The organism is Halorubrum laminariae (assembly GCF_024494655.1).
GTDB lineage: Archaea > Halobacteriota > Halobacteria > Halobacteriales > Haloferacaceae > Halorubrum > Halorubrum laminariae.
In genome coordinates this window covers 146715-170798 of the sequence record NZ_JANHDL010000002.1, presented here as the reverse complement: position 1 = coordinate 170798, position 24084 = coordinate 146715, and the positions used below count along the sequence as shown (strand labels likewise).

27 protein-coding genes and 1 tRNA gene are annotated in these 24084 nt (G+C 67.3%); 18 read left to right on the top strand and 10 right to left on the bottom strand.

Going from position 1 to position 24084, the window contains the following annotated elements; genetic code table 11:
* Nucleotides 1-46 precede the first annotated feature (46 nt).
* Nucleotides 47-748, top strand: a complete 702-nt coding sequence (locus tag NO887_RS03885) for a helix-turn-helix domain-containing protein (RefSeq protein ID WP_256417159.1) — start codon at nucleotides 47-49, stop codon at nucleotides 746-748.
* Between the two features lie 28 nt (nucleotides 749-776).
* On the opposite strand, the gene NO887_RS03880 is transcribed toward NO887_RS03885, so the two are convergent.
* The 8 genes from NO887_RS03880 to NO887_RS03845 all read right to left on the bottom strand — a co-directional run bounded on the left by NO887_RS03880 (nucleotide 777) and on the right by NO887_RS03845 (nucleotide 5755).
* Nucleotides 777-850 (bottom strand) — tRNA-Thr (locus NO887_RS03880).
* Nucleotides 851-873: 23 nt separating this feature from the next.
* A complete protein-coding gene (locus NO887_RS03875) occupies nucleotides 874-1365 on the bottom strand; it encodes a GNAT family N-acetyltransferase (protein WP_256417158.1) in 492 nt (163 codons plus the stop codon).
* Nucleotides 1366-1486: 121 nt separating this feature from the next.
* The gene (locus NO887_RS03870; protein ID WP_256417157.1) at nucleotides 1487-2131 is read right to left on the bottom strand and encodes a CBS domain-containing protein; all 645 of its coding nucleotides are present in this window, start codon (nucleotides 2129-2131) and stop codon (nucleotides 1487-1489) included.
* A 122-nt stretch (nucleotides 2132-2253) separates the two neighbouring features.
* Entirely contained in the window at nucleotides 2254-3633 is a 1380-nt protein-coding gene (locus tag NO887_RS03865) for a DEAD/DEAH box helicase (protein ID WP_256417156.1), read from the bottom strand.
* 109 nt (nucleotides 3634-3742) lie between these two features.
* A complete protein-coding gene (locus NO887_RS03860; RefSeq protein ID WP_256417155.1) occupies nucleotides 3743-4192 on the bottom strand; it encodes a universal stress protein in 450 nt (149 codons plus the stop codon).
* 191 nt (nucleotides 4193-4383) lie between these two features.
* On the bottom strand, nucleotides 4384-4773 hold the full coding sequence (gene fer / locus NO887_RS03855) for a ferredoxin Fer (RefSeq protein ID WP_256417154.1): 390 nt from the start codon (nucleotides 4771-4773) through the stop codon (nucleotides 4384-4386).
* Between the two features lie 165 nt (nucleotides 4774-4938).
* Nucleotides 4939-5409, bottom strand: coding sequence for a CopG family ribbon-helix-helix protein (locus NO887_RS03850; protein WP_256417153.1), 471 nt, complete (start codon nucleotides 5407-5409; stop codon nucleotides 4939-4941).
* Nucleotides 5410-5434: 25 nt separating this feature from the next.
* Nucleotides 5435-5755, bottom strand: coding sequence for a PadR family transcriptional regulator (locus NO887_RS03845; RefSeq protein ID WP_256417152.1), 321 nt, complete (start codon nucleotides 5753-5755; stop codon nucleotides 5435-5437).
* Nucleotides 5756-5976: 221 nt separating this feature from the next.
* Here NO887_RS03845 and NO887_RS03840 point away from each other — a divergent pair, with 221 nt between their 5' ends.
* Together NO887_RS03840 and NO887_RS03835 are read left to right on the top strand one after the other, a co-directional pair.
* On the top strand, nucleotides 5977-6111 hold the full coding sequence (locus NO887_RS03840; protein ID WP_256417151.1) for a hypothetical protein: 135 nt from the start codon (nucleotides 5977-5979) through the stop codon (nucleotides 6109-6111).
* Between the two features lie 103 nt (nucleotides 6112-6214).
* Nucleotides 6215-6538, top strand: coding sequence for a DUF7991 family protein (locus NO887_RS03835; protein WP_256417150.1), 324 nt, complete (start codon nucleotides 6215-6217; stop codon nucleotides 6536-6538).
* 31 nt (nucleotides 6539-6569) lie between these two features.
* On the opposite strand, the gene tmk is transcribed toward NO887_RS03835, so the two are convergent.
* Nucleotides 6570-7166, bottom strand: a complete 597-nt coding sequence (gene tmk / locus NO887_RS03830; RefSeq protein WP_256417565.1) for a dTMP kinase — start codon at nucleotides 7164-7166, stop codon at nucleotides 6570-6572.
* Nucleotides 7167-7464: 298 nt separating this feature from the next.
* On the opposite strand from tmk, the gene NO887_RS03825 reads away from it, so the two are divergent.
* The 9 genes from NO887_RS03825 (at nucleotide 7465) to thiM (ending at nucleotide 16587) form a co-directional block, all read left to right on the top strand.
* A complete protein-coding gene (locus tag NO887_RS03825; RefSeq protein WP_256417149.1) occupies nucleotides 7465-8862 on the top strand; it encodes a hemolysin family protein in 1398 nt (465 codons plus the stop codon).
* Nucleotides 8863-8959: 97 nt separating this feature from the next.
* Nucleotides 8960-9832 (top strand): universal stress protein, encoded by an 873-nt coding sequence (locus NO887_RS03820; RefSeq protein ID WP_256417148.1) that lies wholly within the window; start codon nucleotides 8960-8962, stop codon nucleotides 9830-9832.
* 81 nt (nucleotides 9833-9913) lie between these two features.
* On the top strand, nucleotides 9914-10810 hold the full coding sequence (locus NO887_RS03815; protein WP_256417147.1) for a complex I NDUFA9 subunit family protein: 897 nt from the start codon (nucleotides 9914-9916) through the stop codon (nucleotides 10808-10810).
* A 158-nt stretch (nucleotides 10811-10968) separates the two neighbouring features.
* Nucleotides 10969-12147 (top strand): tubulin/FtsZ family protein, encoded by a 1179-nt coding sequence (locus NO887_RS03810; RefSeq protein WP_256417146.1) that lies wholly within the window; start codon nucleotides 10969-10971, stop codon nucleotides 12145-12147.
* 13 nt (nucleotides 12148-12160) lie between these two features.
* A complete protein-coding gene (gene cofC, locus NO887_RS03805; RefSeq protein WP_256417145.1) occupies nucleotides 12161-12841 on the top strand; it encodes a 2-phospho-L-lactate guanylyltransferase in 681 nt (226 codons plus the stop codon).
* A gap of 22 nt (nucleotides 12842-12863) precedes the next feature.
* Nucleotides 12864-14027 (top strand): 7,8-didemethyl-8-hydroxy-5-deazariboflavin synthase subunit CofG, encoded by a 1164-nt coding sequence (gene cofG, locus NO887_RS03800; protein WP_256417144.1) that lies wholly within the window; start codon nucleotides 12864-12866, stop codon nucleotides 14025-14027.
* A gap of 92 nt (nucleotides 14028-14119) precedes the next feature.
* Nucleotides 14120-14980, top strand: coding sequence for a mechanosensitive ion channel family protein (locus NO887_RS03795; protein ID WP_256417143.1), 861 nt, complete (start codon nucleotides 14120-14122; stop codon nucleotides 14978-14980).
* 124 nt (nucleotides 14981-15104) lie between these two features.
* Entirely contained in the window at nucleotides 15105-15743 is a 639-nt protein-coding gene (gene thiE / locus NO887_RS03790) for a thiamine phosphate synthase (RefSeq protein ID WP_256417142.1), read from the top strand.
* Entirely contained in the window at nucleotides 15733-16587 is an 855-nt protein-coding gene (thiM, locus tag NO887_RS03785; RefSeq protein ID WP_256417141.1) for a hydroxyethylthiazole kinase, read from the top strand. The genes thiE and thiM overlap by 11 nt, the downstream gene beginning before the upstream one ends.
* A 188-nt stretch (nucleotides 16588-16775) precedes the next feature.
* On the opposite strand, the gene NO887_RS03780 is transcribed toward thiM, so the two are convergent.
* Entirely contained in the window at nucleotides 16776-17516 is a 741-nt protein-coding gene (locus tag NO887_RS03780) for an SDR family oxidoreductase (RefSeq protein WP_256417140.1), read from the bottom strand.
* 150 nt (nucleotides 17517-17666) lie between these two features.
* Between NO887_RS03780 and NO887_RS03775 the strand changes: the two genes are divergently transcribed.
* From NO887_RS03775 to NO887_RS03750, 6 genes are all read left to right on the top strand, one after another.
* On the top strand, nucleotides 17667-19178 hold the full coding sequence (locus tag NO887_RS03775) for a phytoene desaturase family protein (protein WP_256417139.1): 1512 nt from the start codon (nucleotides 17667-17669) through the stop codon (nucleotides 19176-19178).
* Between the two features lie 8 nt (nucleotides 19179-19186).
* Entirely contained in the window at nucleotides 19187-20074 is an 888-nt protein-coding gene (locus tag NO887_RS03770; RefSeq protein WP_256417138.1) for a prenyltransferase, read from the top strand.
* Complete coding sequence (cruF, locus tag NO887_RS03765; protein ID WP_256417137.1) at nucleotides 20074-20919, top strand: bisanhydrobacterioruberin hydratase; 846 nt, start codon at nucleotides 20074-20076, stop codon at nucleotides 20917-20919. The genes NO887_RS03770 and cruF overlap by 1 nt, the downstream gene beginning before the upstream one ends.
* A 148-nt stretch (nucleotides 20920-21067) precedes the next feature.
* Nucleotides 21068-21625: a diadenylate cyclase gene (locus tag NO887_RS03760; RefSeq protein ID WP_256417136.1), complete on the top strand. Its 558-nt coding sequence runs from the start codon at nucleotides 21068-21070 to the stop codon at nucleotides 21623-21625.
* Between the two features lie 89 nt (nucleotides 21626-21714).
* The gene (locus NO887_RS03755) at nucleotides 21715-21840 is read left to right on the top strand and encodes a hypothetical protein (RefSeq protein ID WP_256417135.1); all 126 of its coding nucleotides are present in this window, start codon (nucleotides 21715-21717) and stop codon (nucleotides 21838-21840) included.
* A complete protein-coding gene (locus tag NO887_RS03750) occupies nucleotides 21837-24059 on the top strand; it encodes a CDC48 family AAA ATPase (RefSeq protein ID WP_256417134.1) in 2223 nt (740 codons plus the stop codon). The genes NO887_RS03755 and NO887_RS03750 overlap by 4 nt, the downstream gene beginning before the upstream one ends.
* The last annotated feature ends 25 nt before the right edge of the window (nucleotides 24060-24084 follow it).

The following is a 24084-nucleotide window of genomic DNA, read 5'->3' as shown; positions in this document are numbered from 1 at the left end:
CCTCCTTTCGGTAGCCTTTTGCGCCGTTCGGTCGTCAGATGGACTAATGAGCGATGCACGCGAAGAACTCTCCCGCCGGATAGCCGGCGAAATCACGCTCAGCGACGATCCCGGAGCGACGCTCCGGAAGTGGCGAACTGACTTCGATGTCTCGCAGACCGAACTCGCTGAACAGCTCGACGTTTCCTCGTCGGTTATCTCCGACTACGAGAGCGGCCGCCGCGAGAGTCCCGGCATCGGCGTCGTCCGGCGCACTGTCGACGGCCTCCTCGACATCGACGAGCGGCGCGGCGGCGGGCGACTCCGCCAGTATGCCCGAGTGCTCTCGGCGGGGTTCGAAAGCGACATCGTCCACGACCTCCGCGAGTATTCGACGGCCGTGTCGCTCGACACGTTCTACGACGCGATGGGGGCGACGGAGGTGGTGCGCGGCGAGAAAGACCACGTGAACGGGCACACGGTCATCAACTCCATCGAGGCGATCACGCGGCTGTCGAGCGAGGAGTTCTACCGCCTGTACGGCCAGTCGACGAACCGCGCGCTGGTGTTTACTGGGGTCACCCGCGGCGAGTCGCCGCTCGTCGCAATGCGGGTCGTGAGCCCCACGCCCAACGCGGTCGTCCTCCACGGGATCGAAGCCGACGACCTCTGGGAGCACGCATCCGACCTCGCGCGAGTCGACCAGTTCTCGCTCGCCACGTCGACGAAGGACCTCGACGCGTGTCTGGCCGACCTGCAGGCGCTTTGAGCCGCCGGTCGGTGTCGAGAAGGCAGCAAGCCAGGGCAGGGAGTTGAACCCCGGAAGTCTCGATTACAAGTCGAGTGCATGAACCACCCATGCTCCCCTGGCGCAGGCTGGCGTATTCGGTCCACCTATGAGTGCGTGTCGCTTTCGGCGAGCGGCTTCGTCAGCTCGATCCGGTGCGGCTCGTACCCCCGGTCGGCGTAGAACTCCCGGGCGCGGTCGTTGTCCGCGAGCGCCTCCAGCGCGACCGCATCCGCGCCCGCCTCGCGCAACGCGCGCTCGGCCGCGTCCAGCAGCTCGGATCCGATCCCTTCGCCGCGCCGTCCGGAGACGACGAACAGGTTGCTCACTGTCCCTCGCGCCCGGTCGCGCTCATAGCCGTCGCTCGCGAGTTTGAACCCGACGAAGCCGACGAGTTCGTCCTCGTCGCGCGCGACGAGCAGCTCTCCCGTGACCGCGGAGCGCGCGACCCACTCTCGGACCGCGTTCCGGTTCGCCTCCGAGCGCAGGGTCGCTCCGTAGCGACGCTGTCCCGCGGCGAGCGCGACCCAGAGGTCGGTCACCGCGTCGATGTCGTCGGCGGTCGCGGGAGCGATCCGGACCCGGTCGCTGTCGGGCATCCGATCGTGGTTCGGCGCGGCGCGTGTTGAGGCTATCGCTGCCGAACCGCGGGAGGGCGCAGTTCGGTCGCGACAGGCCCGATCCGGCCGTGGGACCGCAGTTCGGTCGCGACGGGTCCGTTCACGCCTCGCGACACTCCGGACAGACCGCCTGCCCGTTGGCGGTGACGAGATTCGGAACGAGCGCGCCACAGGCCTCGCAGACGCCCTGTGTCGCGGATTCGTCGGCGTTCGCGGCCGGTCTGTCGACGGCGTTGTCCGTCCCGACGTCCGCGTCCGGCGACCGTGCTCGCGCGTCTCTGGCCGTCTGCCGTGACCCGTTCGTCGGTCGGTCGCTGACAGTGCTCCCCTGTGGACCACCGTTTCGCGACGCGCTCGCGGCGATAGCGTCGGCGGCGGTGACGACGCCGATCGCTTCGCCGCCCTCGACCGCCACGACCCGGTCGACGCCCTCGGTGACGAGCCGCTCCTCGACGGCCGAGAGCGCGTCGTCGGGCGCGACGGTCGGAAGCGGCGGCCCCATCACGGAGCCGACCGTCCGGGTTTCGGCCGCGTCGCGATCGCCGTCTGCCGCTCCCGCTTCGAGCAACGCACCGAGCGCGTCGCGGCACGCGAGCCGGCCGACCGGCTCGCCGCCTCGCACGACAACGAGACAGTCGGTCTCCTCCGCGACCATGAGTTCGGCCGCCGCCGCGAGCGAATCCGACTCGCTCGCGCCGAGGAACTCGCGATGCATCACGTCTCGGACCGTGGTGTCTGTTCGCATACGACGTGGAACTCTCCCGAGTGGCTAAAAACTGCCCCCGATACCGTTATCAGAGTTCGTCGCGTAGCCGGCCGGTTGGGACCGCAAAAAGGGGGGATTCACACTCGCTGCCGCTTTTGCCGTCACCGTCGCCGGCTCGCCACCCGCTCTTCTGCGGTCTCGGCGCTGACGACCTCGTAGAGGATCGCCCGTCCGCCGTCGTCTTTCGGCCGCAGGACGCGCCCGAGTCGCTGCGTAAACTCCCGCTCGCTGCCCGACCCGGAGAGGACGACGGCGACGTTCGCGGCGGGCACGTCGACGCCCTCGTCGAGCACGTTGGCGGCGACGACGCGACCGTACGTCCCGTCACGGAACCGTTCTAGGGTCTCTCGGCGCTCCGCCGCGCTCGTCTCGGCGGTGATCGCCGGGAGGAGGAAGCGCTCGGAGAGTCGGTAGACGAGGTCGGTGTGAGCGGTGAACACGATCACGCGGTCGTTGCGGTGACGGTCGAGAATCGCCGCGAGCCGCTCTACCTTCCGGGTCGCGTTCATCATAATCTCGCGGGCGTCCTGCTTCGCCAACAGCGCCTCGCGGGCGGCAGGGTCGTTCCCGGACCGTTTGACGAGTTCTTGGTAGTCGCTCCCGCTCGTGAACGTGATGCCGGCGTCGCGCACGTACTCGACGAACGTACCCTGTTTCTCGTCGTATCGCTCGCGTTCCTCGGGCGTCAGATCGACTTCAATCCGGCGGATGTCGTAGGGGGCGAGGTGCTCGCCGGCGAGGTCGTCGGCGTCGAGTCCGTACACGCGGTCGCCGATCAGTTCCGCGACGGCCTCGTGGGCGTCGTCGGGGCGTTCGAACGTCGCGGTGAGTCCGAGCCGAGCGGGCGCAGCGAGCAGGCGCGCGACGTCGCGGTACCCCTCGCCGCCGAGGTGATGGACCTCGTCGAAGACGACGAACTCGAAGGCGTCGCCCACGTCGTCCGCCTTCAGGTACGCGGAGTCGTACGTCGACACCGTGACGGCTTCGCGGCGCTGTTCACCGCCTCCAAATCGACCGATCGGCACGTCGAACTCCGCCTCCAGTTCCCGCTGCCACTGATCGAGGAGGTCGACGGTGGGGACCACGACCATCGTCGGGACGCCGAGGTCGACGATCGCGCGGATCGCAATCACGGTCTTTCCCGCGCCGGTCGGGAGTTCGAGCACGCCGCGGTCGCCCGCGTCGCGCCACGCGTCGAGCGCCTCGCGCTGGTACTCGCGGAGGTCGTAGTCGGTCGAGAGGCCGTCCGCGAGCCCGACCGCCTCGGCGGCGCGGTCGCTCGCGTCGAGCACGCGGTCGTCGACGCGCACGCCGGCCACCGCCAGCGCGCGCCGGATCGCGGCGTAGCGGTACGCCGGTGCACGGCTCGTCTCCGATCGCGGATCGGCCTCGACGCCGGGAAGCGGGGGAAGCGACTCGGCCGAGTCCGCGTCTGCGTCGACCCGAATCGTCCCGTCCTCGTAGCTGAGACGGACGGTCATCGGTGACCGTTTCCGGTCGACCCACAAAGACGCACCGTTCGGGAGTAGAGTGAACGGGAACGACCTGCGCCGCCGAGAGCAGGGCGCGAGCCGCGAAGCGACGGCAGCGCTACTCCGGAATGGTTGTCTTCACGATGCTCACGGGCGCGGTCGACTGCCGCGAGACGCGTTCGGTGACCGATCCGAGCATCCGGCGGTAGTTTCCCGACCGCGTCTTCGATCCCATCACCGTCAGATCGATGTCGTTCCCGTCGATGTACCGGAGGATCTCCTCGTGTGGATCCCCGTACACGAGCTTCGTCACCGTCTCGACGCCGGCGTCCGCAGCGTGGTCGGACACCGATTCGAGCGCCTCGCGGCCGCGCTCTTCGAGCGTCTCTTCGGCACCCTCAGACCCGTCGACGAACTCGTCGCCTGAGTACGCGTTGACGACGCCACTGTCGACGACGTACAGCACGTGGAGCGTCGCATCGTACCGATTCGCGGCGTCGATCGCGTGGTCGATCGCGCGGTCGACGCCCTCGCTGCCGTCCGTCGGGAGCAGTATCCGATCGTACATACGTATCGGTTTGACATCCCGTCGAATAAATCGGTCGGCGGTTCTCACGTCGCCGCGGACGACGCGTGGAGATATGACTCCGAGGACGTGTCGTGACCAGATTCGTAGGCGGAACTCCGGATAAAATCGAGCGGTGTTCGAGCGCGTCTCGCCCGACTGTGATAGGGCCGTTCAGCCCGAGTCTGCGGCGCTTAGATGACGCGGTTCTGCAAGTAGTCGAGGTGTTTCGCGTTGTAGACGATCTTGACCTCGTCGGTCGCCGGGCTGCCGATACAGGTCAGCCGGACGTTCTTCTCTTCGACCTCCTCGTCGGAGAGGATCTGCTGCATGTCCATCTCGATGTCGCCTTCTTTGACGATGGACGCGCAGTTCGCACACGCACCGGCGCGACACGAGAAGGGCCAGTCGTAGCCCTGCGCTTCGGCCGATTCGAGGATATACTCGCCCTGATTGACGTCGAGGGTGCCGTAGTCTTCCGCGTCGAGGTCGGCCGCGGCGGCCTCCTCGAAGAGGTCGTCGTCGTCCATCGACCAGCCGTGGTCGTCGAGCACTTCGTAGTTGAGGTATTCTACTGTGGGCATCATCTGCCGATTTAGTGCCCACCTCATTAGGCTTTGCTGTTCCGCGTATTCTGTGTGAGAATCGAGGCCTCGAAGTGAGGCGTTTCCGATCCCGCCGCGTTCGGCCGTCCCAGACTCTGAACCCGGCAATGCGAGGGCGACGGCTCGGTCGGTGCGTCCTCGGGACTACCGACCGTCGTCGTCGACTGAGGCGTCGTCGCTCGGATCCGCCGCGTCCACGCCGTCGGCGTCGAACTCGTCGACGGGCGTCACGCTGTAATCGACGGTGAGCGTGTCTTTCGTCGCTCGGACCTTCCCGACGAACGCTGAGATCTCGTCGAGGCTCCCTTCGAGCACGAACAGCTCCATACAGTAGCGCGAGCCGACGTGGCTGTGGAAGTTTGAGGCGACGATCCCCTCGTGTTCGTGTCGGAGCCGCATCATCCGATCTTCGACGCTCGTCGTCTCGTAGTCGAACAGCACGGTCACCACGCCCATCAGATCTCGGCCGTCGAGCCGTTCATCCTCGAACTCGCCGAGGAGACTCCGGGACGCCTCGCGAACGACCTCGCTGCGACCGGTATAGCCGTGCTCGTCCGCGAACCCGTCTATCCGCTCCAGCAACTCCTCCGGCATCGAGACGCTAACGACGGTCATATAATAACTGACTGCACAGATATTGTTAATCCTTGAGGTTCGAACCGGTGTCGGCGTCCGACGATCGTCCCTCGTCGACCCGCGCTGTGAGCCACTCGTAGTGATCGAGAAGTGCGCGCTCGCCGGCGTCGGTGAGCGCGTACACGTCTGCGATGCCCTCGGTGTGCCGGTCGAGGAAGCCGGACTCGACGAGCGACGTGAGCGTCCCGTAAAACGATCCGGGGTCGATCCGCTCGTCGTAGTGTGATTCGAGCCGACTCTTCAGCGACTGCGCCCGCAACTCTCCGGCGTCGTACAGCAGGGCACACAGATCGCGGCGGCGACCGCTGTGGAGCCACTTCGTCATGAGTCGCGTTTCGCGCGACGGCCCACGACCGTTTCGGTCGGGAACGCGGCTGACATCGGTCGGAATCAAATAGAATATAAAACCGGCCGAATAAGTCTCATCTCGAACTATAGGATCAATACCAAAGAATAAATTCAGAATATATTAGTTATTTGTATCGTATTATCTCTAATTAGGTGTGTATACAGAAGTTTCATGACTCTCCTCGTCGTGACACGAGTATGCACACCACGATCGAACGCGTGATCTGCCGACACCGGTACGAGCGTCGTGCGGTCGTCATCGATCCGGACGAGGTGGTCGAGTCCTGTATCAAGTGTGGCAAAGAGCGTGTCCGGTCGGTCACCGGGACGTGATGCGACCCGAGACGGATCCACCGAGTCCGTTCGGAGTGCACGACGGCGTTCGGCCCGCCACCGGGGCGATAGGGGCAAATGTACGGAACCCGTACCCCGCCCTATGCTCGCGCTCGTCGGGTTTCTCACTCTCGTCGCGCTCGTCGGATTTCACGTCCTGCTCGCCGGAGTGACGACACGATTCTTCCGGCTCCGTCTGTCGACCGCGTGGGGATCGGTCGTCTACACGATCGTCTTGACGCCGATACTGCTTTTCGTCTCCACGCTGTTTTTCACCGGCGTACTCAACGTCGGTATCGGCCTCGATCTGGGGAGCCCGACGATCGTCTTCGGTCTGCTCATCGTGCTCCCGATCGTGCTCGGCGTGGCCATCGACTACTTGTACGTCCCGTCGCCAGAGGAGTACGAACTCCCGGACACGCGGTGACGCCGGGGAGCGACGCCATGCGGTAGACGAACTATCGCTCTCCCGTGAGATCCGTGACGATCTCGCCGACTCGATCGCTGACCGCCGCCGGCGACGCGGTTGCGTCGACGCGGTGGAACCGGTCCGGCTCGGCGTCGATCAGTCGCTCGTAGTTCTCACGGACTGCGGCGAGGTAACCGTCCTGTTCGAACTTGTTCGTCCGTCCGGCCCGCTCGGCCGCGGTCCGGGCGTCGAGGTCGAGGTAGATCGTCGCGTCCGGCGGTCGCGAGAACGGCTCGTGGATGTCGCGGATGTATGCGAGCGGGCGCTCGATGTCGGCATCGCTCACGGCGAGGGTTGCCGCCTGGTACGCGAACCGCGAGTCGGAGTACCGGTCCGAGATCACGAGGTCCCCGGCCGCGAGCGCCGGCTTGATCGTCCGAGAGAGATGATCTGCGTGATCCGCCGTGTAGAGGAACAGCTCTGCGAGTGGGTCCGCGTCGTCGGCCTCGATCGACCGGTAGACCGCGTCGCCGTACCAGCTATCGGTCGGCTCGCGGGTGAACGTCGCGTCCGGGAACCGGTCGCGAAGCGCCTCCCAGACGGTCGTCTTGCCGCTCCCGTCGACCCCCTCCAGCGTGATAAGCATGGTCGGGGTCGGACGCGCCGGTGAATAAAGTCCCGGCTTCGATCCCACGCGGCCCGACACGTCGCCCGACGTGTCGGCCAAGTGCCGGCCGACGACCCGACCGACGGACTCGCCGACGAACCCGCCTTTTAGTTCCCCCGCGCCGAACCGCCGCCATGGTCGCAGACGCTCGACGCTGGTTCCGCGAGCCACACGGATCATCGGCCCGAACCGACGAGTCACCGGCCCGAACCGACGAGTCACCGGCCCGAACCGACGAGTCACCGGCCCGGATCGGCCGCACGGCTCGGAGGATCGGATGGTAGCCGTCGCCGTCTCGGTCACCCGGGTACTCGCCGCACTCGTGTTGGTGGTGTTGAACGGCTTTTTCGTCGCGAGCGAGTTCGCGTTTGTCCGGGTCCGCTCGACATCGGTAGAACAGCTCGCCGCCGAGGGCCGTGCCGGGTCCGGCGCGCTACAAGACGTGATGGGGAGCCTTGACGACTACCTCGCGGCGACGCAGCTCGGGATCACGATCGCATCGCTCGGACTGGGGTGGATCGGCGAGCCCGCTGTCGCCGCGCTCATCGAGCCCGTCCTCGGGCCGGTGCTTCCCGAGAGCCTCGTTCATCTCGTCGCGTTCGCGATCGGGTTCAGCGTCATCACGTTCCTCCACGTCGTGTTCGGCGAACTCGCGCCGAAGACGATCGCCATCGCGCAGGCGGAGCGGGTCGCGCTGCTTTTGGCCCCGCCGATGAAGCTCTCCTACTACCTGTTCGCGCCCGGGATCGTCGTGTTCAACGGAGCCGCAAACCGGTTCACACGGGCTCTCGGCGTCCCGCCGGCCTCCGAGACGGACGAGACGCTCGAAGAGCGTGAACTCCGTCGCGTGCTGGCGCGCTCCGGCGAGGCCGGCCACGTCGCCGACGCGGAAGTCCAGATGGTAGAGCGGGTCTTCGAACTCGACGACACCGTCGTCCGCGAGGTGATGGTCCCCCGTCCCGACGTGGTCAGCGTCCCAGCCGACGCCGACCTCGACGCGATCCGGTCGATAGCGCTCGACGCCGGACACACGCGCTACCCGGTCGTGGCCGACGAAGACGCCGACCGCGTGGTCGGCTTTCTCGACGTGAAAGACGTGTTGCGCGCCGTCGAGACCGACGACGAGACGGTCACCGCGGGCGACCTCGCGCGAGAGTTGATCGTCGTGCCGGAGACGACTTCGCTCAGCGACCTCCTCGTCCAGTTCCGCACCGAACAGCGCCAGATGGCCGCCGTCGTCGACGAGTGGGGGGCCTTCGAAGGGATAGCCACCGTCGAGGACGCCGTCGAGGCGCTCGTCGGTGACCTGCGCGACGAGTTCGACGCCGGCCGCGGCGAACACACTATCCGCAAGGAAGCCGAGGGGACCTACGAGGCCGACGGCTCCGTCTCCCTGTCAGTTGTCAACGAGACGCTCGGAACCGACTTCGACGGGAACGGCTACGAGACGCTCGGCGGGCTCGTGTTGGACCGTCTCGGCCGCACGCCCGACCCGGGAGACGCCGTCGAAGTCGGCGGGTACGGCTTCAAGGTCACCGCGGTCGACGGGGCTCGGATCTCGACCGTACGAGTGACCCGGTCGGACGCTGCGGGCGCAAACTCCGACGACGAGGCCGACGACGCATCCGACACCGACGGCTCGGGAGGCCGTGTCGACGTCGACGCCGACGAATAACGGCGACGACAGATCGCAGTATGCCCATCGGACGCTCCGCGAATGAACCCGTGAATCGAGGGTGGGTATTTTATCCGTACACGGCGACGGTGCGCACATGAACGACCGAATCTTGTTCCCGACGGACGGGAGCGAGGGAGCGACCGCCGTCTTCGAACACGTCCTCGATATCGCCGCCGACCACGATGCGACCGTTCACGTGCTCAACGTCGCCGACACGACCCACGACAGCGTCACGCGGATCGGCCGCGATGTCGTCGACGTGCTCGAACGCGAAGGCGAGTCGTTCGTCGCGGATCTCGCCGACGCCGCCGCCGGCCGCGGTGTCTCGGCCGTGACCGAGGTGGTTCAGGGCGGCGTCGACGAGACCATCGTCGCGTACGCGGCGGACCGCGATATCGACCTGATCGCGATGTCGACTCGGGGGCGCACGGGCCTCGATCACCTGCTGCTCGGGAGCACCACCGAACGAGTCCTCAGACGGTCGAGCGTCCCGGTTCTCAGCATTCGCCCTGACGACGCGTCGATGCGGTATCCGTACCGGAACGTCCTCGTCGCGACCGACGGGAGCGCCCCCGCCGACGCCGCGGTCGAGCGCGCCGCGCCGCTCGCGGCCGCGGCCGGCGCGCCGCTCCACGCGCTGTCGATCGTCGATGTCGGTGCCGTCGGGAGCGAGGCGTACTTGGGGGTCGACACGCTGGTCGACGACGCCGAGGAGACCGTCGCGGTGGCGGCCGACGCCGCCGCGAGCGAAGGCGTCGAAACGGTCGAGGCCGTCGAGGTCGACGCGTCTGCGCCGGGCGGAATCCGGTCGTACATCGCCGACCACGACATCGACCTCGTCGTGCTTGGAACCCGCGGACGGACCGGCGTCGAGCGGTTCCTGCTCGGCAGCGTCGCCGAGCGCACCGTTCGAACCGCGACCGTGCCGGTGGTGACCGTCCCGGGGCCGGACCGGTCGCCAGAGTGACGCCCGGATCACCTCGCGTCGCTCCGGCAAACACGTCGAATTCGCGGTAGGTTTACGGGCCTTCCGCCCCTCACGAATCGTATGAAAGTGTTGGTAGCCGGCGGAACCGGGTTCATCGGGTCGTACCTCTGCCGCGCGCTCGCCGACGGCGGTCACGAGGTGACGGCCCTCTCGCGATCGGCGAGCGACACGCCCGAGGGCGTCGACGCCGCCGTGGGCGACGTGACCGACTATGACTCGATCGTCGACGCGGTCGACGGGCAGGACGCGGTCGTGAACCTCGTCGCGCTCTCGCCGCTGTTCGAGCCGAAGGGCGGGAACGTGATGCACGATCGGATCCACCGCGGCGGCACCGAGAACCTCGTACGAGCCGCCGAGGAGGGTGGAGTCGACCGGTTCGTCCAGCTGAGCGCGCTCGGTGCCGACCCCAACGGAACGACGGCGTACATCCGCGCGAAGGGCGAGGCCGAGGCGATCGTCCGCGAGAGCGACCTCGACTGGACGATATTCCGGCCCTCCGTCGTCTTCGGCGACGGCGGCGAGTTCGTCTCGTTCACCAAGCGACTGAAGGGGATGTTCGCGCCCGGTGTCCCCCTCTACCCCCTTCCCGGCGGCGGGAAGACCCGTTTCCAGCCGATCCACGTCGAGGACCTCGTCCCACTGCTCGTCGCGGCGCTAGAGGCGGACGAACACGTCGGCGAGACCTACGAGATCGGCGGCCCGGAGCGGCTGACGCTCCGCCAGGTGACAGATCTGGTGTACGAGGCCGAAAAACGCGGCGTCACGATCGTCCCGCTGCCGATGCCGCTCGCGAAGATCGGTCTCTCGGTGCTCGGTGCCGTCCCCGGCTTCCCGATGGGGCCGGACCAGTACCGTTCGTTGCAGTTCGACAACACGACGGCCGACAACGATATCGACGCGTTCGGCGTCGACGCCGCCGAACTGACGACTCTCTCCGGATATCTGGGGGTCGAGTGAAGGATGCAGCGTCCGGAACAGTTCACTGATGGGACGACCGAGACGGGGCCAGCCCGACGAGTGCGGTCGCCGGCATCGATCTCAGGGCTGGTAACGGCAACCGAAGGCTTAAATACGAGTTCACAGTCTGTTGTTTCCAAAGGCCGAGAGAGCACACGATGAAACTTGCAATGATCGGATTCGGACAGGCGGGGGGGAAAGTCGTCGACAAGTTCCTGGAGTACGACAAGCGGACGGGGTCTGAGATCGTCCGCGCGGCCGCGGCGGTCAACACGGCCAAGGCGGACCTGATGGGCCTCGAACACATCACCGAGGAACAGCGGGTACTCATCGGACAATCCCGGGTGAAGGGCCACGGGGTCGGCGCAGACAACGAACTCGGCGCGGAGATCGCCGAGGAAGACATCGACGAGGTGCAGGGCGCGATCGATTCGATCCCGGTCCACGAGGTCGACGCGTTCCTCGTCGTCGCCGGTCTCGGCGGCGGGACGGGCTCCGGCGGCGCGCCGGTGCTCGCGAAACACCTCAAGCGGATCTACACGGAGCCCGTCTACGGGCTCGGAATCCTGCCGGGCAGCGACGAGGGTGGTATCTACACGCTCAACGCCGCCCGCTCGTTCCAGACGTTCGTCCGCGAGGTGGACAACCTGATGGTGTTCGACAACGACGCGTGGCGACAGACCGGCGAGTCCGTTCAGGGCGGCTACTCCGAGATCAACGAGGAGATCGTCCGTCGATTCGGCATCCTCTTCGGTGCCGGCGAGATCCAGCAGGGCCAAGAGGTCGCAGAGAGCGTCGTCGACTCCTCCGAGATCATCAACACGCTTTCCGGCGGCGGCGTCTCGACCGTCGGATACGCGGAAGAGGAGGTCGAAGAGCGAACCTCGGGCGGGCTGCTCTCTCGACTCCGCAACGACGACGACGAGGACGAACTCGACAGCGCGCACACCACGAACCGGATCACGAGCCTCGTCCGCAAGGCGGCGCTCGGACGGCTCACGCTTCCCTGTGAGATCGAGGGTGCGGAGCGCGCGCTGCTCGTGCTTGCCGGACCGCCGGAGTACCTCAACCGGAAGGGAATCGAGCGCGGCCGCAAGTGGCTCGAAGAGCAGACCGGATCGATGGAGGTCCGCGGCGGCGACTACCCGTACCGCGGTGCCGGGTTCGTCGCCACCGTCATCCTGCTGGCCGGCGTCACGAACGTCCCACGGATCAAGGAGCTCCAGCAGGTCGCCATCGAGGCGCAGGACAACCTCGATGAGATCCGCGAGGAGAGCGAGGAGAACCTCGACGAACTCGTCAGCGACGGCAGCGACGAGCTGGAATCGCTGTTCTAGGGCGTCCCGCCCGATGGAGGTTCTCGTTCCATTCTCGACAGAGTGTCCCAAGTCTCGACTCTCCGCCGTCCTAGAGCCGGGCGAGCGCGCGGCGTTCGCCCGGGCCATGCTCTCCGACGTGCTCGCCGCCGTCGACGCGGCTGGCGGCGATCCGCGAGTGCTCGCGACCGCCTCCGTCGACGCCGCGCTCGGATGTCCGGTCGAGGTCGACGACCGTCCGCTGACGACCGCCGTGAACGCGGCGCTGTCCGATCGGCGCGCGGTCGACGACGGGTCCGTCGGGGTCGTCATGGCCGATCTCGCGATCGCGACGCCGTCTGCCCTCCGGGGGTTGTTCGACGCGGTCGAGCAGTCCGCAGACGTCTCGATCGCTCCCGGCCGCGGTGGTGGAACGAACGCGCTCGCTGTCGACCACGCCGAGTTTCGTGTCGACTATCACGGCTCGTCCTACCGCGATCACCGGCGGATCGCGGACGAGGTCGGCGCGACCGTCAGCGTAATCGACTCCCATCGGCTGGCGACCGACGTGGACGAGCCTCCGGACCTCGCGGAGGTGCTGATCCACGGGAACGGTGCGGCCGCCGCGTGGCTCCGCGACGCCGGATTCGGCCTCGACGACAGCGACGGCCGGGTTGGCGTCGCGCGCGTCGCGAACGGGGACGACGCAGCGATCCGGGACCGCGATCCTTTTTGAACCCCGAGCGCGACTCACGCCTGTGTTCACGGCGGCCGACGAGTACGGGATCGACCTGTCGATCGACGCGGACCGCGTCGAGCGGCTGCTGTCGGTGTCGCCCGCTGACGGTACTCCCCCCGAGCGGCTCACCTTCGCCCGAAACGTGTTCGTTCCCCTGACCACTGCGTGCCGATACACCTGCACCTACTGCACCTACTACGACGTGCCCGGCGAGGCGTCGCTGCTCTCCCCCGCGGAGGTCCGAGAGCGGTGTCGCGTGGGTGCCGACGCCGGCTGCACGGAGGCGCTTTTCACGTTCGGCGACGATCCGGACGATCGGTACACCGCGATCCACGACCAGCTAGATGAGTGGGGGTTCGACTCGATCCACGACTATCTCTACCGCGCCTGCGAAATCGCCTTGGAGGAAGGGCTTCTCCCGCACTCGAATCCCGGCGACCTCACTGAGTCCCAGTTCGCCGACCTGCGCGAGGTCAACGCGTCGATGGGCGTCATGCTGGAGACGACGGCCGACGTCGACGCGCACGCGGGCGGCCGCCGGAAGACGCCCGGCCAGCGGCTCAACACGATCCGGGCGGCGGGCCGGCAGGGCGTCCCCTTCACTACGGGGATCCTCGTCGGTATCGGCGAGAGTTGGCGCGACCGCGCGGAGAGTCTGCTCTCGGTTCGCAAACTCCACGAGCGGTACGGTCACGTCCAAGAGGTGATAGTGCAGAACGTTGTTCCGAACGAGCGGTCGGACTTTCCGAAGCCGGATCTTGCGACGATGCGTCGAGTCGTCGCCATGGCGCGAACGGCGCTCCCCCCGGAGGTTTCCGTGCAGGTGCCGCCGAACCTCTCGCCGGCGGCCGCCCTCGTCGACTGCGGCATCGACGACTTGGGCGGCGTCTCGCCGGTCACGGACGACTACATCAACCCCGAGTACGCGTGGCCCGACCTCGACGGGCTCCGAGACGTGGCCGACGCCGGCGGGATGCCGCTCCGGGAACGGATCCCGACGTACGCCCGGTATCTCCCGGACGCCGTTCGCCCCGCTGGCGTCGATCCGGCTCCGCCGCCGGCGGACCGTGACGGCTGGGTCTCGGCGACTGTCACCGAACGGATCCAGCAGGACGACGTACACGGCCGGCGGCTCCGCGGCGTCGCGCGTGGCGACGGCCCGCTCGCAGTACGCAGCGACTGAGCGTCGGGACCCGGAACGGCCCGGCGGTGACCCACCGTAAACAACTGCGGTGCCAGTAGGTTCTTTATATACCCTCACGAACAGGGTCGTTGATGACTCTCCTACAGCTCGACGCGGTCGCGAACGCGATCGACCTTCCGGGTATCGCGACGGCGGTGGCCGGGTTCATCGTCGGTTTCCTCGCCGTATTGCTGTTCGGCAAGTACGCGTTCGTTCCGGGGGTACGTCGTGTCCTCGGATCGCGGGGATTCGACAAGGCGGTCCGGAGCCTGGCGACGAGCGTCGCCAGCGGTGTGGTCTGGGTCGCGGCGCTCGCGATCGGCTTCACCGTGGCGGGGTACGGGGCGTTTCTCTCCGCGTTCGCCGTCTTCGGTGGCGCGATCGCGCTCGCGATCGGCTTCGCCGCACAGGACCTCCTCGGCAACTTCGTCGCCGGTGTGTTCATCTTGAAGGACAAGCCGTTCGAGGTCGGCGACTGGATCGAGTGGAACGGAAACGCCGGCCGAGTCGAGGATATCGACCTCCGAGTCTCGCGGGTCCGGACGTTCGACAACGAGCGGATCACGGTGCCGAACGGTGACCTCGCGAACAACGCCGTCACGAACCCGGTCGCCTACGAGACGCTCCGACAGAAATTCGTCTTCGGGATCGGCTACGACGACGACATCGACGAGGCGACGGACATCATCGTCGAAAAGGCGGCGGAACACGAGGAGATCCTCGACGACCCCGCGCCCTCCGTCCGCCTGACGGAACTGGGTGACTCGGCGGTCGGACTGCAGGCGCGGATCTGGATCGCCGACCCCGACCGCGGGGACTTCGTCCGCGTGCGCTCGGAGTACGTCGCCGCGGTGAAGGAGGCGTTCGACGACGCCGGCATCGACATGCCGTATGTCCACCGGCAGCTCACCGGCAGCGTCGAGGTCGTCGACGCGGTCGCCGACGACGAGTAGCGCGAACCGAATCGAAGACACGTCACCGCCGACCGTTTCCCCGCCGCTGTCCCGTCTTCTCACCGCCAACCGCCCCTCGTTGTCGACGGAATCACTTTTCACCAACCACTCGAAAGTACCACCGATGAATCTCACCGGATGGCGGACGTATCTTGTGACGCAGTCGGATCGATCGGCCGGTCGTGACACCGAGGAGATCGTCGAGGCGGCGATCGACGGCGGCGTCGACGCCGTACAGCTTCGCGAGAAAGGCCGGTCGGCTCGCGACAGATACGAACTCGGCTGTCGCCTCCGCGAGGTTACAGCGGCGGCAGAGGTGCCGCTGCTGGTCAACGATCGGATCGACCTCGCCGCGGCGATCGATGCCGACGGCGTCCACCTCGGTCAGTCGGACCTCCCCATCGAGATTGCTCGCGAGCGTCTCGGCTCAGACGCGATCGTCGGGTGTTCGACGTCGACGGTCGCGGAGGCCGAGGCCGCCGAGGCGGCTGGCGCGGACTACCTCGGCGTCGGAGCGGTGTACGGAACGGCGTCGAAGGATGTCCCCGCCGAAAAAAACGGGATCGGGACGGAGCCGGTCGCGACGATCGCGGATGCGGTCGAGATCCCCGTGTTCGGCATCGGCGGGATAACCGCCGACAACGTGAGACCCGTGATCGAGGCGGGTGCGACGGGCGCGGCGGTCATCTCGGCTATCACCGCCGCTGACGACCCGGCGGCCGCGACCGCGGCGCTCGACGAGGTGATCGCCGATGCCCGCTGAGCCGGTCGACGACGAGCGAGTCCGTGCGACGCTGTCAGCAGTCCGGGAGTCCGCGCCGCTCGTCCACCACCTCACGAACGACGTGACGATGAGCGAGACGGCGAACGTCACGCTCCACTGGGGCGGCCTTCCCGTGATGGCCAACGCTCCGGCCGAGGCGGGCGACATGGCCGCCGGCGCTGACGCGGTCGTGATCAACACCGGGACGGCCTCGGTGACCGACGTCGACGCCATGATCGACGCCGGGGCCCGCGCGAACGAGGCCGGCATCCCAGTGGTGCTCGATCCGGTCGGATACGGGGCGACGCCACACCGCGTCGACTCGGTCGGTCGTCTGCTCGACGCGGTCGCGTTCGACGTGATCAAGGGCAACGTCGGCGAGATCCGCGGGCTCGCTGGCGAGGAGGCGGCCGTCAGAGGCGTCGAATCGGTCGGCGAGGCCGACGGTGCCGCCTCGGCGGCGCGGGCGCTCGCCGCGGAGACGGGCGCGGTCGTCGTCGCGTCCGGGCCGGTCGACGTCGTCGCCGACGATGAGGTGACCTACGAGCTGGCGGTCGGTCACGAGCGAATGGGGTCGTTCGTCGGGTCCGGCTGCATGCTCGCGAGCACGCTCGGGACGATGGCCGCGGTCGCCGACGGACCGGACTCGCCCGTCAACTCGACGCTTACGGCGTCGCTCGTCGCGTGTGCAGCCTACGGGATCGCCGGTGAGCGAGCGGCGGAATTGGATCCCGCCGGCCCCGCGAGCTACCGCACGGCGTTCATGGACGCGGTCGCGTCGCTCGCGGTCGACCCCTCCGACGCCGACATCGAATCCCGCGTATCGCGGGTGTCACAGGAGTGATCGCTCGTCGAGGACGGTCTCGACGACGACGCGTCGTGGGACGGACAGCGATGGCGAACAGGCGGTGCGTGCGGCCGACGGTCACGTCGAGCGTCGGCGACACCGCGCGGGACCGCACCGCACACCCGCGTTCGCCCGCGCGGCGACTGGAGTTGGCACGGGGCGACTGGCGGCGGTATCGGTGAAAACTAGCGGGTCGCGGCCTTCCACTCGCGCAGGCCGAGTCGGTCGCCGTCGAGGTCGGCGGCGGGGGCCTCGGTGGCGGCCCAGACGAAGAGCGGTGCGACGCTTTCCGGGTCGCGAGCGCGCTCTTTGCCGGTGAGGTCGGTGGCGACGAGCCCCGGATCGACGACGCCGACCGTCGCGTCGAGGTCGGCCGCGAAGCCGCGCGCGACAGCCTCGGCCGCGGCCTTCGAGACCGCGTACGCGCCCATGCCCGCGGTCGAGTCGTGCGCGACGGACTCCGACGGGACGATGACCCGGGCGTCCCTGTCGAGGTGCGGGACCGCCTCTCTGATTGTCGCGAACACGCCGCGGGCGTTCGTCCGCATCGTGTCGTCGTAGTCGGCGTACGAGACGGAGTCCGTCGGTTTCTCTCCAGGCGCGCCGTGGAGGACCGCCGCGTTCGCGAACAGCACGTCGATCGGTCCTGCCTCGATCGCGACCCGCTCGAAGAACCGTTCGAGATCGAACTCGTCGCGGACGTCGATGCGGGACCCCCACGCGGTGCCGTCCGAATCGTTCTCAGCTCCGCTTTCGCTCTTGTCCCCGCCGTCGTCGCCATCGCCGTTCAGCCTCGCGACGGTGCGATCGACCGCGTCGCCGTCACGGCCGGAGACGGCGACGAACGCGCCCGCGTCGACGAACGCCTCGGCGACCGCCCGTCCGATCCCGCTCGTTGCGCCGGTGATCGCGACCGTCAGATCCATTGGGAGCCGATAGGCGCGTCGGCGACTTAGGCATACCCACTCGCACGGCTCGCGGCATCCCCGGCCGGAGCGGCTGCCGACCCGAAGCTGTCGGTCCGCCTCGCGCCCGTCTGGCCGGTCTTTATACTCCGTCCGGGCGTACAATCTCCCATGGACGTGGCCCCGGAGATCGATTCCGTGGCCGGCGAGTCCGTCGTCGTGATCGGCGGCGGGTTCGGCGGCCTCTCGACCGCGTGTTACCTCGCCGACGCCGGTGCGGACGTGACCCTCCTCGAAAAGAATGAGCAGCTCGGCGGCCGCGCGAGCCGACTCGAAGTCGACGGCTTCCGGTTCGACATGGGTCCCTCGTGGTACCTCATGCCCGACGTGTTCGAGCGGTTCTTCGACCACTTCGGTCGATCGCCCGAGGAGTTCTACGAGCTGGAGCGGCTCGACCCGCACTACCGGGTGTTCTGGAAAGACGGGGATCAAGTCGACGTGCTTCCGGACCGCGAGGCGAACAGAGAGCTGTTCGAAGCGTACGAACCCGGCGCAGGCGAGGCGTTCGACGCGTATCTCGACGAGGCGGAACGCACCTACGAGATCGGGATGGAACACTTCGTGTACGAGAACCGTCCGCGGCTTCGCGACTATGTCGACAAAGACGTGCTCCGGTACTCGTGGGGGCTCTCGCTTCTGGGCAAGATGCAGGGACACGTCGAGAGCTACTTCGATCACCCCAAGCTCCAGCAGCTGATGCAGTACACGCTCGTCTTCCTCGGCGGATCGCCGCACAACACCCCGGCGCTGTACAACCTGATGAGCCACGTCGACTACAACATGGGCGTCTACTACCCGGAAGGCGGGATCGGCGCGGTCGTCGACGGAATCGTCGACCTCGCGACCGATCTGGGTGTTGAGTTCGTCACGGACGCCGAGGTGACGGCGATCGAGGGCCGTCGCGGCGCGTTCGCGGTCGACACCGTCGGCGACGACCGCTACCTCGCGGATCTGGTCGTCTCCGACGCCGACTACGCGCACACCGAACTGGAGTTGCTCCCGAAACACAAACGGCAGTACAGCGAGGCATACTGGGAGTCGCGGACGTACGCACCCTCCGCGTTCCTCCTGTACCTCGGCGTCGAAGGCGACGTGACCGACCTCGCGCACCACACGCTCGTGTTGCCGACGGACTGGGACGAACACTTCGCCCAGATATTTGACGACCCGCAGTGGCCTGACGACCCGGCCTACTACCTCTGTGTGCCCTCGAAGACCGACGACACGGTCGCGCCAGAGGGGCACAGCAACCTCTTCGCGCTGGTGCCGATCGCCCCGGGGCTGGCCGACACGCCAGCGCTCCGCGAGTCGTATCGCGATCTCGTGATAGACGACATCACGGCGAACACCGGAACCGACCTGCGCGACCGCATCGTCTTCGAGGAGACGTTCTGTGTCGACGACTTCGCCGACCGGTACAACAGCTATCGGGGGAGCGCGCTCGGGCTGGCACACACCCTGCGACAGACCTCGCTGCTCCGGCCGCCGCATCGGTCCGAGACGGTCGACGGACTCTACTTCACCGGCTCGACGACGACGCCCGGAATCGGCGTCCCGATGTGTCTCATCAGCGGCCAGTTGACGGCAGAGGAACTGTCGAAGACGGCGACGCAGAGATCGTGAGCAGCGAGATGTCATCAATTGCCGGAGATGGCGAAGCGACTCGGCGGCCGACCGAACTCCTTCGCTATCTGCTGGTGTTGTCACGCCCGCGCTTCTGGCTGTATCTCGCCGGCCCCGTCGCAGTCGGCGTCACCTACGGAATCGGTGACGTGAGCGGACTCTTTACGCCGGTCACGGTCGGACTCGCAGCCTACTTCCTCGTGCCCGCGAACGTCTACCTCTACGGCGTCAACGACGCGTTCGACGCCGACATCGACGAACTGAACCCGAAGAAAGACGAGCGCGAGGCGCGATGGCGTGGAAGCCGCGCCGTCGCGCTCGCCGTCGTCGCCGCGGGGGCCGTCGGCCTCGTGACGTTCGCGATCACTCCGCGGGTCGCGTGGCCGTACCTCGCGGGCTTTTTCGCGCTCGGTGCGGCCTACAGCGCGCCTCCCCTGCGATTCAAGACGACGCCGTTCGCAGACTCCGTCTCGAACGGGCTGTACGTCCTCCCCGGCGCGGCCGCGTACGCGACGGTCGCGGGAGCGGACCCGCCGCTCGCGGCGCTCGTCGGCGCGTGGCTCTGGGCGATGGGGATGCACACGTTCTCCGCGATCCCCGACATCAATCCGGACCGGGCCGCGGGGATCCGCACGACTGCGACCCTGCTGGGAGAGAGTCGGACGTACGCCTACTGTGTCGCCTGCTGGACCGCCGCCGCGGGCGCGTTCGCCGCCGTCGACCTTCGACTCGGCGCGCTGCTCGGCGCGTACCCGATCTTTGTCGCGTGGGTCGCGTCGTCGTCGATCGCGGTCGACCGCGCGTACTGGTGGTTCCCGGCGCTGAACACGACCGTCGGAACGCTGCTCGCGATGGGCGGGCTCTGGCGCGTCTACCCGATATGGGAGGCGCTCTGATGACCGACGCGCTCCGCGCTCGGCTCCCGGACACCCGCGGCGAGGCGGCCTCGTTTCTCGACCGGCTCGTCCGGGAGAACCGATTCACCATCGCGGTGGTGTTCCCGCTCGTCGGAGCGGTCGCGCTCGTCGGCAGCGCCGAAGGGTGGGTACCCGACCCGCTGGCGTTCAACCCGTGGTTCGTGCTGTTCGGCGTGCTGGTGATGCGGTCGCCGCTCGTCGTCGGCGTACTGCCGGCGGTCGATCGTCGCGCGCTCGGCTGGCTCGGCGTCTTGGTCGCGTACACCTACGCGATCGAACTCGTCGGCGTCGCGACCGGCTGGCCCTACGGGGGATTCGAGTACACCGTGAGCCTCGGACCGATGCTCGGTGGGGTCCCGCTGGCACTACCCGTCTTCTTCATCCCGCTCGTGGTCAACGCGTACCTGCTCTGCCTGCTGTTGCTCGGTCCGCGAGCCGAGAACGGCTGGCTCCGGTTGGCGACCGTGATCGCCGCCGTCGTCGCGATGGACGTGGTCCTCGATCCGGGCGCGGTCGCGCTCGGCTTCTGGGACTTCGGCGGCGGCGCGTTCTTCGGTGTTCCCCTCTCGAACTACGCCGGCTGGGTGCTCTCCGCGACGGTCGCGGTCATCACCCTCGACCGGGCGTTCGCGATCGACGACCTCCGCGTCCGCCTTCGCGACTGCGAGTTCATGCTCGACGACATGGTGAGCTTCGTGATCCTCTGGGGCGGGATCAACATATTTTACGGAAATCTCGTTCCCGCAGCTGTCGCCGCCGCGTTCGGCGTCGGCCTCGTCCGTGCGGAGCGGTTCGACGCCCGGCTGTTCGTTCCGTGGGCGTAGCTCTCGTGCACGACCGGTCCGTCAATTCGCCTCTGCGCGTCGCCAAGAGCAGTCGGCACCACTCGAAACCGCTTATATACCGTCCGCTCGTCGATCGATCCATGAGCGTTCGATCGGCCGCCGTTCCTCTGGCGGCGGAGGCAGCGAGATGAGTCGACTCGCGATCGAGTACGGGTCACACGACCGAGTCACGGAGATAATCGATCGGCTGACCTACTGTACGGAGTACGTCAGCCGGTCGTTCGACGGATGGGACGAGCCGCACGCCAAGGGACCCGGGTTGTACTTCGCCGTCGTCGCGGACCGCGAGTACGGCGCGTACGCGGACGCGATGGGCGACAACCGCTGGCCACGCGAGAGCTGTCGGTCGGTCTTCGAGGAGGACGGATTCGTCGACGCCGTCGAAACCGTGAGCCTCGAACAGGACGGCGGCATCGTCGTCGCCGTCGACGGCGAGATCGAATCGCAGATGGTCCGGTTCCGTGATCTGGGGACCCGAAGCGGAGAGTCTGACCTCGTCGACGACGTGAGCTACGAGCCTTGGATGGGGTCCAGACACATGAGCGCGATCGAGACCTCGGTCCGTCCGGAGGTTGTTGCGACCGTCACGCTGAGCGAGGAGACGGGCCGCGTGAGCGTCTTCCGCGACGGCGACGCCGAGTCGATGGAGCGAGACGAGCTGGGCGGATCGTGGCGCGTCGATTGAGACCGCCATCGCCATCGCGATCCATTCCGGTGTCGGCGAAAACGCACGCATACGACGGGGTTTTACCGTCGGATTTCTTACCGTGCTATATGATGACACAGATCGGGTCAGGGCGTGCGGTCTCTGACATCGGCCTCACCCCCGCCTGCGGTGACGCCAACAGGCTTATTCCCGAACCGGGTGCAGTTACTGATATATCCCGCGAGGAAGCATGAACGAAGTACAACTCGAAGTGGCGAAGGCGTACCCGAACGACTCGGGGCGCGGTATCGCTCGGCTCGACCCCGACACGCTGTTGCACCTGAAGCTCTCGCCCGGCGACATCATCGAGATCGAGGGCGCGGATACGACCGCGGCGAAAGTCTGGCGCGCGGACCGACAGGACTGGAACACCGACACGGTCCGCGTCGACGGCTTCACGCGACAGAACGCCGACGTCGGCATTGGCGAGCGAGTCACGATCCGGAAAGCCGAGGCGGAGAAGGCCGACAAGCTCGTGTTGGCCCCGCCGGAGGAGGCGTCAGTCCAGTTCGGCTCCGACGCCGCCGGCATGGTGAAACGCCAGATCCTCAAGCGGCCGGTCGTCGAGCGCGACATCGTCCCCGTGATGTCCTCGACGAACCACCCGTTCATGCGATCGCCCGGACAGGCGATCCCACTCATCGCGGTCGAGACGGAGCCAGAGGGCGTCTGTCTCATCACCGAAGACACCGAAGTCGAACTGCGCGAAGAGCCGATCTCCGGGTTCGAGAAGACCGGCGGCGGGATCACCTACGAGGACATCGGCGGGCTCCAAAACGAGATCCAGCGCGTCCGCGAGATGGTCGAGCTGCCGATGAAACACCCGCAGATCTTCTCGAAACTCGGGATCGAGCCGCCACAGGGCGTGCTGCTCCACGGTCCGCCCGGCACCGGGAAGACCCTACTCGCGAAGGCCGTCGCCAACGAAACCTCGGCATCGTTCTTCTCCATCGCCGGCCCGGAGATCATCTCCAAGTACTACGGCGAGTCCGAACAGCAGCTCCGCGAGATCTTCGAGGACGCTAAAGAGGAGAGCCCGAGCATCATCTTCATCGACGAGCTCGACTCGATCGCGCCGAAGCGCGAGGACGTGACCGGCGAGGTCGAGCGCCGCGTCGTCGCCCAGCTGCTGACGATGATGGACGGGCTGGAGACGCGCGGACAGGTGATCGTCATCGGCGCAACGAACCGCGTCGACAGCGTTGATCCCGCACTCCGCCGGCCGGGACGGTTTGACCGCGAGATCGAAATCGGCGTCCCCGACGAGGTGGGTCGCAAGGAGATCCTCCAGATCCACACTCGCGGCATGCCGCTCTCGGACGACGTGAGCTTAGATCACCTCGCGGACGAGACCCACGGCTTCGTGGGTGCCGACATCGAGAGCCTCACCAAGGAGGCCGCGATGAAGGCGCTGCGTCGGTACCTCCCCGAGATCGACTTAGACGAGGAGGAGGTGCCGCCGAGCCTGATCGACCGGATGATCGTCAAGCGCGACGACTTCTCGGGCGCGTTGAACGAGGTGGAACCCTCGGCGATGCGCGAGGTGCTCGTCGAGCTGCCGAAGATCTCGTGGGACAACGTCGGCGGTCTCGACGACGCCAAACAGCAGGTAAAAGAGTCGGTTGAGTGGCCGCTTTCCTCTCCGGAGAAGTTCGACCGGATGGGCGTCGACGCGCCGAAGGGCGTGCTGTTGTACGGCCCGCCCGGAACCGGGAAGACGCTGATGGCGAAGGCCGTCGCCAACGAGACGAACGCAAACTTCATCTCCGTCAGGGGGCCACAGCTGCTCTCGAAGTGGGTCGGCGAGTCTGAAAAGGCGATCCGACAGACGTTCCGGAAGGCCCGGCAGGTGAGCCCGACGATCATCTTCTTCGACGAGCTGGACAGCCTCGCGCCCTCTCGCGGGCAGGAGATGGGTAACAACGTCTCAGAGCGCGTGGTGAACCAGCTACTCACCGAACTCGACGGGCTCGAAGACATGGGTGACGTGATGGTGATCGGCGCGACAAACCGCCCCGACATGATCGATCCGGCGCTCCTCCGGTCCGGCCGGTTCGACCGGCTCGTGATGATCGGCCAGCCGGATCAAGAGGGTCGCGAGCAGATCCTCGACATCCACACGGAGGACACGCCGCTTGCCCCCGACGTGAGCCTCCGCGAGATCGCGGAGATCACCGACGGGTACGTCGGCTCGGATCTCGAAGGGATCGCCCGCGAGGCCGCTATCGAGGCGCTGCGCGACGACGACGATGCCGAGGAGGTCGAGATGAAGCACTTCCGTCGGGCGATGGAGTCCGTTCGCCCCACGATCAACGAGGACATCCTCTCGTACTACGAGGAGGTCAAAGAGCAGTTCAAGGGCGGGGGCGGCGAGTCGATCCGCGACACCGGCGGGAGGATCGGCTTCCAGTAGCGGTCCGACGAGCCGTCGCACGCGA